Origin of the sequence: Sandaracinus amylolyticus, from assembly GCF_021631985.1 — a bacterium.
Classification (GTDB): Bacteria; Myxococcota_A; Polyangia; order Polyangiales; family Sandaracinaceae; genus Sandaracinus; species Sandaracinus amylolyticus_A.
The window spans coordinates 700,703-713,874 of the sequence record NZ_CP070225.1; the positions used below are offsets into that span (position 1 = coordinate 700,703).

Here is a 13,172-nt window from a genome sequence, read left to right on the forward strand (position 1 = left end):
ACTCGTGCGCCCTATCGCTCTGCTTCAGAGACCGAAGCGCACTTCGATCAGTCGGTGTCGTGACGAGAAACCGGCACGGAATCCCGTCCGGATCGACGCCTCGTTGGATCTCGCGCAGCCGCAGATCGGCTCGAGACCTCGTGCGCGGCAGTCCTGCGCCATGTCGCGGAGGAGCTGCACCGCATATCCCTTGCTCCGGAACGGCACATCGACGGCGATTCCGATCTCGACCTGAGGCCGATACGGGATCACCGGGCGCACGATCCCGAATCCGATCAACAAGCCGTCGTGCTCGAAGAGCTGCAGCTGCTGCAGCTCGATCACCCGCCGCAGTCGCTCGGGGTGCGTGAAGACGTCCTGCTCGATCGCGCGGATGCGCGGCAGATCGTCCATGCACGCCGGACGCTGGGTGTAGGGGACTCGCTCGCCGTCCGGCACGTCGGAGGCCTCGAACTCGCGGACGAGCACCCCCAGCACGCGCACCTCGCGCGCGAGGTCGAGCGCGGGCGCGAGCAGCACGTGATCGAACGTCTTCACGAGCGCCGCGCGGATGCCGTGCTCCGCCACGATGCGCGGCAGGAGGAAGATGGCGAGTCGCGACGTCTCGGCCGTGAGATGCAGCTCGAGCAGCGTGTCGTCGTCGTCGACCACGAAGTATCCGCACAGGGCGCCGCCGACGCGGATGGCGTGACAGCGCCCTGCGGATACACGCGCTTCGAGGAGCGCGTCCTGCGCCTCCGGGAGCTCGTCGAGATATTCCTCTCGGAGCCTGGAGACCTCCGCGAGACTCTCGCACTCGTAGAACGTGGCTCGAATGTCCAACGTACTTCTCTTTCTGGAATGCCGATTGCCACGCTCGCGTGCGAGCGCCCGGCTCACTCCGCCGTCGACTCGAAGAACACCTGCAGTCCTCGGAATCCGGTCCCGGTCGCAGGGTTGTAGTTGTTACGGCACATGCCGCCCGACGGATTGACGCACTGGCCGTACCACTCGCCGGTCACGCGATCTCCGCTCGTGATCTCCGCGGTCGTCGCCTCGTCGACGTAACACTGCCAGTCGGTCAGGCCGTTGAACGCGAGGTGCGGGCGGCCGTCGACGTACGACGAACGACCGGCGATCACGACGTCGGAGAACCTCGACCCGAACGAGCACAGCGCCATGAACGCGCACTGGTGCTGCACGGCGATGCGACAATCGATGGCCGCGCCGCATCCGCGCGAGGTGAACTCCGCGTCGTTCACGGCCCCCGGGCACGTCTCGCCACCCGGCACGGGATCGAGGCTGCGCAGCATGCACGCCGCCTCGCCGGGCACCGTGCACTGGCCCGCGAGATCGCCCTCGGCGTCGAAGCCGATCTCGCAGGGCGTGCCGGTCAGCAGGCGCCAGCGCACCGTGTCGTCGCCCGGCGCGATTCGCCCACTGAAGGTCAGCAGCGGATTGTTCCCGCAGTTGACCTCCCAGATGCAGTTGTTCTGTCGGAACGCGCAGACCGGCTGTCCGATCCCCGGCTCGCCTCCGGCTCCGTTGCGGAGCTCCTCGCACGAGTCGAGCGCGAAGACGGTCTCGCTCGTGGGCGCGACGAGACCACACGTCGCAGGCGCGGTCGGCGACGTTCCGGAGACCGCGCACACGCTGGTGTCGGCGCCGCCTCGGCCCGCGCGTCCGGCTCCGCAGGTGCCCGCCAGCGTCGTGCCGTCGAGCGTCGCAGTGCAGCTGTGCGCGACGATGTCGCCGGCCACGAATGCGGGGCTGCCACCGCCCGACGGAGTCTGTGCGTCGGCGAGCGCCTCGAGCCGCTGCGTGAAGCTGATGCCCGTGCGGCTCACGGTGCCGGTGACGACGAGATCGTCCGCGCACTCCGCCTGGAACGCGCAGCCGTCCTGGATCACGCGGCAGGTGCCCGCGGCGATCGTCGCGCCGCCACGCGCGTCACCCTCGACGCACAGCGTGACCGCGTCGAGCTGCGCCGGGAGCTCCAAGCACGTGACGCTCGGCAGGATCTCGCGATCCGAGAGCAGATTGCAGGTCTCCTCGCGCGCGGGCGTCTCCCCGACTGCGCTCGTATTGCGCGTGCACGTTGCGGTGACCTGGCCGAGCACGAATCGGCCGCTGCACGTGAGCGTCGCAGTCGCGCCTTCGGGCGTGGTCCACGGGTCCGCCGCGAGCGTGACATTGCCACTCTCCGTGACGGTGCCAGTCAGGATGCGTCCGCTGCAGTTCGCCTCGAGCTCGTCGCCGTCCTGGCCGAGCGAGCAGAGCGGTCCGATCGCGAGCGTTTGACAGCCACTCACCGAGAGCACGGTGGGCAGGGTGGGATAGGGCGATCCGCCGTCCACTTCGACGGTTCCGGCGTCGGTCGAGCCCGCGTCGGTCGAGCCCGCGTCGCTCGCGCCGGCGTCCTCCTCGGTGGGCGCTCCGCTGTCCTGGCCTGTGCGCGGGCCGGAATCGACGAGGTCGACGCCGCTGTCGGTGTCGTCCGCGCTGGAGTCGTCACCACACCCCGCTGCCAGGGCGAGCGCCGCGAGCAGGATCGTCGCGCGAGGGAACCACGATGTCTTGTCGTTCGTCTTCATTCACCATCTCCATCCGAGCCAGAATCGGAGTCGGGCAGCGCTCCGAGCGCGCCAGTCGCCTGCGCCTGTCGGCAGTATTCCGAGAGCAGCAGTCCATCGACGGGACGGGTGTCCAGGTCGGGCACGCGCTCCAGCACGCGAGCGCAGGAGTACGCGGCCGGCCCACTCGAGACGTCGTGGGTGCCAGTCGCGCGCAGCTCGAAGAACGCGAGGGTGGAGCGATCTTCGTCGTCGCCGTGCGCGCGGACGCGGGCCATCCAGTCGGACACCGAGACGGGCGCGAGCGGATGTCCGAGCTGCGTCAGTGCCTCGCGCACACGGTCGAGCGCGACGGTCCCGGTGTGGACCAGGTGGTACGCGCCCGCGGGCGTCGAGGCGGCACCGGTGAGCGCCAGACGGACCATCGCCGTCGCAGCGTCGTCCGCGGGAATCCACGGCTCTTCGACCGGGAGATCGGGCCACGCGCCCACCCGCGTCGCAGCGCGCGCGATGCGCCAGACGAGATCTCCTCGATTCACGGTGGGACGCCGCCGCGCGCCCGACACCCGACCGAGGCGATGCACCGCGACGCGAAGACCGCGCTCGCCCGCCTCTGCGCAGAGCGCCTCACCCTGCCACTTCGAGCGTTGGTATCCGTCGACCAATCCGTCGTGCGGCGGGTGGATCCGCTCGTCCGCAGCGCCGCGCGGCACCGTCGCGATCGACGAGACGTAGTGGAACGACGCGCCCCACCGCATCGCGAGCCCGAGCAGCGCGCGCGTCGCGACGACGTTCACCGCTGCGAGGCTCTCGTAGTCGCGCGCGAGGCTGACCTGCGCGGCACAGTGGAACACCGTCGCGCACGACGCGATTCGCTCGTCGAGCGCGCCGACCGCCGCGAGATCGAGCGGCACCACCTCGATGCGATGCGCTGCGTCCCCGAGATCGACCCCGAGCGCCGTCGCGCGCGCGAAGAGACGTGCCCGCGCAGCGTCGTGATCGCTCGCCCGGACGGTGCACACGATCGTGTCGCCCGAGCGCTCGAGCCAGCTCGCGAGCAGGTGCACGCCGACGAACCCGGTCGCGCCGGTGAGCAGCACGCGCCCGCGGCCCGACGTGGCGCGTGCGGGCGTCCACGAGGGGGGCAGCGACACCGACTCCGGATCGAACGCAGCGGGCGACGTCGAGCCTCCGGGCGACGCGAGCAGCGCTGCTTGGGCGCGCGGAGTCGGGTGACGAAAGATCTCCGCGACACGGATCTCGGCGCCCGCGAGGCTCAGCCGGTTCGCGAGCTGGATCACGTGGAGGCTGTGCCCGCCGAGCGCGAAGAAGTCGTCGTCGAGCTCGACGCGCGCGACGCCCAGCACCCCGCGCCACGCCTCGATCACCCGCGCTTCGATGGGCGAGACGTCGGGCGCGAGGTCCGGCGCGTCCTCGCACGGAGCGCGGCGCACCTCGGCGCGATCGATCTTCCCGTGCGCCGTGCGCGGCAGCCGCGGCACCAGCTCGATCACCGACGGGATCATCGGTGCGGGCAGCCACTCGCTCGCGAAGCGCCGCAGCGTGCTCGCGTCGATCGCGTCCGCCTCGACGCGTGCGAGGAGCCGCTTCGTTCCGTCGTCGCGTGCATCGCCCCACACCACCGCGGCGCGGACCCGCGGATGCCGGCACAGCGCGGCCTCGACCTCCGCCGGACAGATGCGATGACCGCTGATCTTGAGCTCGTCGTCGACACGCCCGCGGTGCACGAGCTGCCCATCGCCGCGCCACGCCGCGCGATCGCCGGTGCGGTACGCGCGGCCGCGTCCTTCGAGCGTCACGAAGCGCTCGCGCGTGAGCTCGTCGCGCCCGAGGTATCCCGTCGCGAGCGTCGGTCCGAGCAGCCAGAGCTCGCCGACCACGTCCGGTGCGTCGACGACCGCGCCGCGCTCGTCGACGATCACCGCCTCGACGCCCGAGAGCGGGGTGCCGATCGGCGCCTCGTCGATGGTCGTCCCGTCGAGCTCGGCACAGGTCGCGACCACGGTCGCCTCGCTCGGCCCGTAGGTGTTGAGCAGCCGCGCCTCGCGCGCGCCCTCGCGCCACTGCTTCGCGCGCTCGGGCGACGCGGCCTCGCCGCCGATGATCACGAGCCGCACGCACGAGGGCAGCGTCAGCCCACGCCGCGCGACCGCGAGCGCGAGCTCGTGCCAGAACGCGGTGGGGAGATCGAGCACCGTGATCGCCGCGCGCGCACACGCCGCGAAGAACACCTCGGGCGACTCGATCGCCGCGTCGTCGCGCAGCACCAGCGCCGCGCCCGCGGAGAGCGTCACGAAGATCTCCTCGACGCTCGCGTCGAAGGTCCAGGGCGCGAACTGCATCACGCGATCGCGCGCGGTCACGCCGTAGCGCGACGACGCGGCGCCCACGAAGCACGCGAGCGCGCGCGACGAGATCGCGACGCCCTTCGGCTCGCCGGTGCTGCCCGACGTGAAGACCACGTACGCGAGGTGCGCATCATCGCGAGCGATCGGCGGCGCGGGGTCACCGGGCGCAGCCCACGCATCGAGCGCGTCGGGCGGCAGCGAGTCGCGCGTCACCACCACGCGTGGCCTCGCAGCGTCGAGCACCCGCGCGCGACGCGCGCTCGGCTGGGCGGGATCGAGCGCGACGTATCCCGCGCCCGCGTAGAGCGCGCCGAGGATGACGACGATGCCGAGCGCGCTCCGGGGCAGCTCGATCGCGACGAGCGAGCCCGGCTCGCAGCCCGCCTCGCGCAGCCACTCTGCGCAGCGCCGCGCGGCGCGATCGAGCTCCGCGTACGTCCACGCGCGCTCGCCGTCGACCAGCGCGATCGCGCTCGGGGTCGACCGCGCGTGTGTGCCGATCGCCTCGACCGGATCGATCGGTCCGACACGATCGACGACCGCGTGGGCCTGCCCGCGGATCGCTCGATCAGGCGCTGCGAGCCACGCGTCGACGTCGTCTTCCAGCGTGCGCGCCATCGCCGCGAGCTCGCGCTCGTCGAAGCGCTCGGCGTGTCCGTCGAGCGTCAGCTCGAGCCCGTCGCCGTGCGGCGCGAACGTGATCGCGAGCTCCTCGACCGGCCCCGCCGAGACGCGCAGCACGCGCGCGCTGCACTCGCCGAAGCGCGCCGGCAGCGTGAACGGCATGACGTTCACCACCGGACCGAAGAGCCGCCCGCCGAGCGCGCCACGATCGACGCGCAGCGCTTCGTAGCGGTAGCGCTGGTGCCGTCGCTGCCGCGCGATCGACGTGCGGATCGTCCGCGCGAGCTCGCCGAGGCTCGACGCCGCGTCGAGATCGATCGGCAGCGCGGCGAGGTTCATCGCCATGCACGGCGTGCGCAGCGAGCGCGTGCCGAGCCGGAGCATCACCGGCATGCCGAGGAGGAACGAGCGGGTCGACGTCCTCGCGCCGACGTTCGCTGCGATCACCGCGAGCAGCGCCTCGACCCACGACACGTCCGCGCGCGCGGCCTCGTCGCGCACGCGCTGCGCGCGCTCGGTGGACCAGCGATGCCACGTGCGAACGCCGTGGCTCGGCATCGCCGGTGCGCCGAAGCTCACGCCGCGACGCGCGCCGAGCTCCTCGCGCCAGAACGCGCGATCGATCTCGCGCTGCGACGAGCGCTGGTACGCGTCGTCGTCGTCGAGGACGGGATCGAACGCGGTGAGCGCGCCGCTCTTCGCGAGGCGGCCGTCGCGCTGGAGCGACGTGTAGTGCTCGGCGACGCGCGCTGCGACGAGGTGGAAGCCGTAGCCGTCGAGCGCGATGTGGTGCGCGACGTGGAGCCAGGCGTAGCGGCCCGGTTCGAATGTCACCAACTGGTGTCGGAACAGGAGTCCACGCTCGAGGTCGAGCGGGCGGCGGACCTCGCGCTGGGCGTGGCCGAGGAGGTCGCCCTCTGCGCTGAGTGACGCCCGCTCCAGGTCGAGGCCGCGGTAGGGGCGGCTGACTCGTCTTGGCTCACCGCGCGACTCGTCGAACCCGACGTGGAGCGCGGTCGCCTCGCCGAGTGTCGCGTCGAGCGCGCGCTCGAACGTCGCAACATCGAGTGATCCTTCGAGGATCACGCACTCGGCGGCGTGGAGCACCGAGGGGTCGCGGGACCGCTGGTGGCCCAACCAAATGCCGAGCTGTGCCTCGGAGAGTCGCTCGCCGCCGGTGCCCGACATCGAGGCGTGGCCTACTCTGACTGAGAATGACTGTCAATCGCGATGAGAATAATTGTGAGAGTCATTCTCAAAGTTCTTGAAAATCATTCTCATTCGTGGTTAGGTGCCGCTCACGATGCCCGACAGCCTCCCCCGACCGCACCCGAGCCCGTGGTCTCTCGAGCGCTCGCGCGCCCTGCTCGACGAGGCCCGCGCGCTCGTTCCAGGGCTGACGCTCTCGATGATGAAGCGGCCCGAGCACTTCGCGCCGGGCAGCTTTCCGACGTACCTCGCGCGCGGTCGCGGCGCGCTCGTCGAGGACGTCGACGGCAACGAGTACGTCGACTTCGTGTGTGGCCTCGGCGCGACCTCGCTCGGCCACGCGCACCCCGCGCTGCTCGAGGCCGCGCGCGAGGCGCTCGAGCACGGCTTCGTGCACTCGCTGCCGACCGAGCTCGAGGTGCGCGCAGCGAGAGCGCTCGTCGGCGTGGTGCGTGGCGCAGAGATGGCGCGCTTCTTCAAGACCGGCGCCGACGCAACGTCTGCGGCGATCCGACTCGCGCGCGCGATCACCGGCAAGGAGCGCGTGATCACCGTCGGATACAACGGCTGGCACGACCACTTCATGTTCGACACGCCGGGCGTGCCGGGCGCGCTCGCCACGCTGACGACGCGCATGCCGCTCTTCGCGGCGAGCGACGAGCCGCGTCTCCTCGAGACGATCCGCTGCGGCGCGAGCGAGCTCGCGGCGGTGTTGGTCTCGCTGCCCTACAACCGCTGCGTCTCGCGCGAGCTCCTGCTCGCGCTGCGCGACGTGTGCACCAGCTCGGGCGTGCTGCTCGTCTTCGACGAGATCGTCACCGGCTTCCGCGTCGCGCTCGGCGGTGCGCAGGAGCTCTTCGACGTGCGGCCCGATCTCTCGTGCTTCTCGAAGGCGATGGCGGGTGGGATGCCGATCTCCGCGGTGGTCGGTCCGCGCGCGCACCTCGAGACGATGGAGCGCCTCCAGGTCTCGACGACGTTCGGCGGTGAGCTCGTCTCGCTCGCGGTCTGTCTGCGCACGATCGAGATCTGTCGCGACACCGGCTACGTCGCGCACGTCGCGTCGCTCGGACGCGCGCTGCGCGAAGGGGTCAACCGCGTCGCGGAGGACCTCGGCGCGCCGCTGCGCGTGCTGGGCTACGACGCGATCCCGTTCTTCTCGTTCGCGCCCGATCCGCAGCGCCACGTCGTGCTGATGCGCGACTTCCAAGGTCACATGGCGAAGCGCGGCGTGCTGCTCCGGCGCGACGTGAACTTCGTCTCCGCGGCGCACACGCGCGTGCAGGTCGAGCACGCGATCGCGGCGGCGCGCGAGAGCTTGTCCGAGATGCGCGCGGCCGGCGCGTTCGCGGCCTGAGAGGAGCTCGATCGATGGGTCACGATCCCTCGCTCTTCGAGCTGGTGCGGCACCCGATCGCGGTGCGGACGCTGGAGGTGAAGCGCGTGGTCGCGCTCACGCCGCGCATGGCGCGCATCACGCTCGGTGGTCCCGAGCTCGCGGGCTTTCGCTCGCTGGCGCCCGAGGATCACGTGAAGATCTTCTTCCCGCGGCCGGGCGAGCGCGAGCCGATCCTCCCGGTGATCGGTCCCTCGGGGCTGCCTGCGACGACTGCGGGACCGAAGCCGATCGGGCGCGACTACACGCCGCGCCGATACGACGCGGAGCGCGGCGAGCTCGACGTCGACTTCTTCCTGCACGGCCACGGGATCGCGTCGACGTGGGCCGCGCAGGCGGCGCCTGGGCAAGTCGTCGGTGTCGCGGGGCCGCGTGGCTCGTACGTGCTCAGGCGCGATGTCGCGTGGCAGCTCTTCGTCGGCGACGAGACCGCGCAGCCCGAGATCGCGCGGCGCATCGAGGAGCTCCCGGCGAGCGTCGCGGTGCGCGTGGTGCTCGTCGTCGACGGGCCCGAGGAAGAGCAGCCGTGGCCCGCGTCGGGAGCGATCGAGACGCGCTGGGTGCATCGGCGCGCGGGGGACGTGCTCCTGGATGCGGTGCGCGCGCTCGTGCTGCCCGAGGGCGAAGGGTTCGTGTGGCTCGCGGGCGAGGCGTCGCAGGTGCGCGCGGTGTATCGACACCTGCTCGTCGATCGCGGTCTTCCGGCGTCGCGCGTGCACGCGTCGGGGCACTGGAAGCGCGGCGTCGTCGCGCACGATCATCACGAGCCGATCGCGGTGGACGAGCGATGAGCGCGCTGCTCGAGGGCTGCGTGCCGTGGCCCGACGACGTCGCCGAGCGCTATCGCCGCGTAGGGCATTGGCGTGGCGAGCCGCTCGATCGGATCGTGCGCGCGGGCGCGACACGTCACGGCGATCGCGTCGCGGTCGTGTGCGGCGAGCGGCGCGTCACGTACGCCGAGCTCGACGCGCGCATCGATCGCATGGCGTCGTCGCTCTTCGCGCTCGGGCTGCGACCGCTCGATCGCGTCGTCGTGCAGCTGCCGAACGTGCTCGAGCTCGTCGAGACGCTCTTCGCGCTGTGGAGGCTCGGTGCGATCCCGGTGATGGCCCTGCCGGGGCATCGTCGCGCGGAGATCGCGCACTTCTGCGAGCACACGCGCGCGGTCGCGTACGTCTGCGCGGACGTGGTCGCGGGGTTCGATCACCGGCAGCTCGCGCGCGAGGTGAAGGGACGCGCGGGCAGCACGTTGCGACACCTGATCGTGGTCGGCAACGCGCAGGAGCTCGTGCCGTATGCGTCGCTCGACGCGGCGCCGCGCGCGCTTCCCGACGTCGACGCGCGCCAGGTCGCGCTGCTCCAGCTCTCGGGCGGCAGCACCGGCACGCCGAAGCTGATTCCGCGCACCCACGACGACTACCTCTACAGCGTGCGCGCGAGCGTGCCGATCTGCGGGCTCGACGCGCAGAGCGTGTACCTCGTGGCGCTGCCCGGCGCGCACAACTTCCCGCTGAGCTCGGCGGGGATCCTCGGTGCGCTCGCGGCGGGCGCGCGTGTGGTGATGAGCCGCGAGCCGCACCCCGACGCCGTGTTCCCGCTGATCCAGCGCGAGGGCGTGACGATCACCGCGCTCGTGCCGCCGCTCGCGCGCGTGTGGCTCGCCGCGATGCGCACCCGCGGGCTGCGCTTTCCCTCGCTCGAGGTGCTGCAGGTCGGTGGCGCGAAGCTCGGCGCGGAGCTCGCGCGCGATCTGATCGAGGGCTTCGGGTGCCTGCTCCAGCAGGTGTTCGGGATGGCCGAAGGTCTCGTCTGCTACACGCGCCTCGACGATCCGCTCGAGCGCGTGATCGCGACGCAGGGCCGGCCGATCTCGGAGGACGACGAGGTCCGCATCGTCGACGATGACGATCGCGACGTGCGCGACGGCGCGGTGGGTCACCTGCTCGCGCGCGGTCCCTACACGATCCGCGGCTACTATCGCGTGCCCGAGCACGACGCGATCGCGTTCACCCGCGACGGGTTCTATCGCACGGGTGATCGGGTGCGGCGCACGCCCGATGGATCGCTCGTCGTCGAAGGGCGCGCGAAGGAGCAGATCAATCGCGGCGGCGAGAAGATCGCGCCCGCGGAGCTCGAGCAACACCTCGCCGCGCATCCCGACGTGCGGGAGGCGGCGGTGCTCGGCCTGCCCGACGCGATCGTGGGCGAGCGCATCTGCGCGGTCGTCGTCAGCGATCGCGCGATCACGCGGGCTGCGCTGATGGCGCACCTGCGCGAGCGCGGGGTCGCGGTGTTCAAGCTTCCCGATCGCGTCGAGCTCGTGAGCGACGCGCTGCCCCGCACCAGCGTGGGCAAGATCGACAAGAACGCGCTCTCGCAGCGCCTCGCGCGAGGAGCTGCGTCGTGAGCGCGCTGCCGACGACGTACGCCGCGCTCGCTGCGGAGATCGCCGCGCTGATCGAGATCGACGCGACTTCGCTCGCGCCGGACGACTCGCTGCTCGACTGGGGGCTCGACTCGATCCGACTGATGAGCCTGGTCGAGCGGCTTCGCGAGGGCGGCGTCGAGGTGACGTTCGCCGATCTCGCAGAGGAACCGACGCTGCGCGGGCTCGCGCGGCACGTGGGGGTGGAGCCGTGATGCGCACCGACGTTCCTGCGTTCTTCCTCGCCGGGCCCACCCGCACCGTGGTGGGAGAGGGCGAGCGCGAGTCGTTCCAAGGCACGCTGCGATCGCCCGAGCGATGGCTCGCGGAGATCGATCGCGCGCTCGCGGCCTCCGACGATCCACGTGGCTCGTTCGTCGTCGGCGCGCTGCCGTTCGGCGAGGACGCGCCGGTGCGCCTCTTCCGCCCCGTGCACGGAGCGGTATCGGACGCGTGGGGCGCGACGAGCGAGCCGGCACGCGCGGTCGCACGCACGCCGATCGATCGCGTCGCGCACGACGAGAGCGGCGGGTTCGTCGACGCGGTCGCGCAGGCGGCGGGCGCGATCCGCCGCGGCGCGCTGAAGAAGGTCGTCCTCGCCCGCGCGAAGGAGCTCACGGTCGACGAGCGGCCCGACGTGCGCGCTCTCCTCTCGGTGCTGCGCGCGCGCAACCCGCACGGCTTCACGTACTCGCTCGACGTCGCGCCCGGCGCGAGCGAGCCGACGCGCCTCGTCGGTGCGAGCCCCGAGCTGCTGCTCTCGCGCCGCGGCGCGACGGTGGTGAGCGTGCCGCTCGCGGGATCGATCCCGCGCAGCGCCGATCCGGTCGAGGATCGCGAGCGTGCTGCGCGCCTCTTGCGCTCTCCGAAGGATCGCCACGAGCACGAGATCGTCGTCGAGCACGTCGTCGCGAGCCTCGCGCCGCTGACGCGCACGCTGCGCTTCGAGCGCGAGCCGGTGGTGAGCGGGACGCCGACGATGTGGCACCTCTCGACGCGCATCGAAGGGACGCTCCGCGATCGCGATCTCTCCTCGCTGCGCCTCGCGGTGGCGCTGCACCCGACGCCCGCGGTGTGCGGGCTGCCGACGCGCGACGCGCGCGAGTGGATCGCGCGGCTCGAAGGGCTCGATCGCGGCTACTTCACCGGCGCGCTCGGCTACACGCGGGCGGGCGGCGACGGCGACTGGATCGTCGCGATCCGCTGCGCCGAGATCGCGGGCGCGCGCGTGCGGGTGTTCGCGGGCGCCGGGATCGTCGGCAGCTCCGACCCCGAGCTCGAGCTCGCGGAGACCAGCGCGAAGATGCGCACCGTCCTCGGTGCGCTCGTGCCTTCGCGCGATGTCGACCCTCCTCGCTCGCACGCCGAGCGAGCCGACGACGAGAGGTAGCGAACGACATGGCCCTTCCGACGATCGCCCCCTACGAACTGCCCACACCGCGCTCGTGGCCCGAGTGCCGCGCGCGCTGGACGCTCGAGCCCTCGCGCGCCGCGCTGCTCGTGCACGACATGCAGGCGTACTTCCTGCGGCCCTTCGATCCCAGCGCATCGCCGCTGCGGCCGGTGCTCGCGCACGTGCGCGCGCTGGTGCACGCGTGCACGCGCGCCGGTGTGCCGGTGCTCTTCTCGGTGCAGCCCGGCGAGCAGAGCCGCGACGAGCGCGGTCTGCTCTGGGATCTCTGGGGCCCGGGGATCGTCGAGCATCCCGGGCTCGCGAAGCTCGGCCTCGAGCTCGGCGAGATCGACGCCGACGCGCTGATCCCGAAGCGCCGCTACAGCGCGTTCTTCGAGACGCGCCTGCACGAGCGGCTGCGCACGCTCGGTCGCGACCAGCTGATGATCACGGGCATCTACGCGCACATCGGCTGCCTCACGACGGCGGTCGACGGATGCATGCGCGGGGTGCAGCCGTTCTTCCTCGCCGACGCGACCGCGGACTTCTCGCGCGAGGATCACGAGATCGCGCTGCGTCAGGTCGCGCGCACCGCGGGCGTGGTGCTGACGACGAGCGATGCGCTGCGCGCGCTCGAGCCCTCACGGGGAGAAGGATGATGCTGGAGCCGTGGCTCGAAGCGCATCCGCGGACCCGCGCGCACGCGCTGGTGCCGCCCGACGTGGCGAGCGTGCTGCTCGTCGGGTGTGGTGCGGGCGACGACGCGCTCGCGCTCGCCGAGCGCATCGTGGGCGCGCGCGTGACCGGGGTGGACACCTCGCTCGCGCGGATCGACGAGGCGCTCCGGCGTGCTCGTCACGTCGCGCTCGCGGTGCACTTCGCGGTCGCCGACGCCCGCGCGCTGCCCTTCGACGACGAGCGCTTCGACGTGGTGCTCGCCGACGGCGTGCTCGGTGAGGTCGACGATCGGCTGCGTGCCGCGCGCGAGCTCGCGCGGGTGACGCGCGCCGGCGGGCGGGTGCTGGTGCACGAGCGCGCCGACGTGATCTCACCGCGCGCGCCTTCGAGCGGCGACGACCACGTCGCGACGCTCCTGCTGCGCGCGGGGCTCGGCGCGGTGGAGATCGCCGACGAGTGGACGCACCACGACGGCGCGCGCGGCGTGACGCTGATCGGGCTCAAGCCGCGCGACGAGGTCGGCTGA

At 72.1% G+C, this 13,172-nt stretch carries 10 protein-coding genes; 7 read left to right on the forward strand and 3 right to left on the reverse strand.

What is annotated here, in order from left to right:
* Positions 1–24: 24 nt before the first annotated feature.
* Genes I5071_RS02810 through I5071_RS02820 form a run of 3 tightly spaced genes read right to left on the reverse strand, consistent with a single transcriptional unit; the run spans position 25 to position 6,733 of the window.
* Positions 25–822, reverse strand: coding sequence for a GNAT family N-acetyltransferase (locus I5071_RS02810; protein WP_236603822.1), 798 nt, complete (start codon positions 820–822; stop codon positions 25–27).
* Between the two features lie 53 nt (positions 823–875).
* Entirely contained in the window at positions 876–2,573 is a 1,698-nt protein-coding gene (locus tag I5071_RS02815) for a hypothetical protein (protein ID WP_236603823.1), read from the reverse strand.
* Positions 2,570–6,733, reverse strand: coding sequence for a non-ribosomal peptide synthetase (locus tag I5071_RS02820; RefSeq protein ID WP_236603824.1), 4,164 nt, complete (start codon positions 6,731–6,733; stop codon positions 2,570–2,572). Before I5071_RS02820 ends, I5071_RS02815 begins: the two co-directional genes overlap by 4 nt.
* 115 nt (positions 6,734–6,848) lie before the next feature.
* Here I5071_RS02820 and I5071_RS02825 point away from each other — a divergent pair, with 115 nt between their 5' ends.
* The 7 genes from I5071_RS02825 to I5071_RS02855 are packed head-to-tail and all read left to right on the forward strand — an operon-like array spanning position 6,849 to position 13,172.
* Entirely contained in the window at positions 6,849–8,111 is a 1,263-nt protein-coding gene (locus I5071_RS02825; protein ID WP_236603825.1) for an aminotransferase class III-fold pyridoxal phosphate-dependent enzyme, read from the forward strand.
* Positions 8,112–8,125: 14 nt separating this feature from the next.
* Entirely contained in the window at positions 8,126–8,941 is an 816-nt protein-coding gene (locus I5071_RS02830; RefSeq protein WP_236603826.1) for a siderophore-interacting protein, read from the forward strand.
* A complete protein-coding gene (locus tag I5071_RS02835) occupies positions 8,938–10,557 on the forward strand; it encodes a (2,3-dihydroxybenzoyl)adenylate synthase (protein ID WP_236603827.1) in 1,620 nt (539 codons plus the stop codon). The genes I5071_RS02830 and I5071_RS02835 overlap by 4 nt, the downstream gene beginning before the upstream one ends.
* Positions 10,554–10,790 (forward strand): phosphopantetheine-binding protein, encoded by a 237-nt coding sequence (locus tag I5071_RS02840; protein WP_268921207.1) that lies wholly within the window; start codon positions 10,554–10,556, stop codon positions 10,788–10,790. Before I5071_RS02835 ends, I5071_RS02840 begins: the two co-directional genes overlap by 4 nt.
* The gene (locus tag I5071_RS02845; RefSeq protein WP_236603828.1) at positions 10,790–11,965 is read left to right on the forward strand and encodes an isochorismate synthase; all 1,176 of its coding nucleotides are present in this window, start codon (positions 10,790–10,792) and stop codon (positions 11,963–11,965) included. Before I5071_RS02840 ends, I5071_RS02845 begins: the two co-directional genes overlap by 1 nt.
* A gap of 8 nt (positions 11,966–11,973) precedes the next feature.
* A complete protein-coding gene (locus I5071_RS02850; protein ID WP_236603829.1) occupies positions 11,974–12,627 on the forward strand; it encodes an isochorismatase family protein in 654 nt (217 codons plus the stop codon).
* Positions 12,627–13,172, forward strand: coding sequence for a class I SAM-dependent methyltransferase (locus I5071_RS02855; RefSeq protein ID WP_236603830.1), 546 nt, complete (start codon positions 12,627–12,629; stop codon positions 13,170–13,172). The genes I5071_RS02850 and I5071_RS02855 overlap by 1 nt, the downstream gene beginning before the upstream one ends.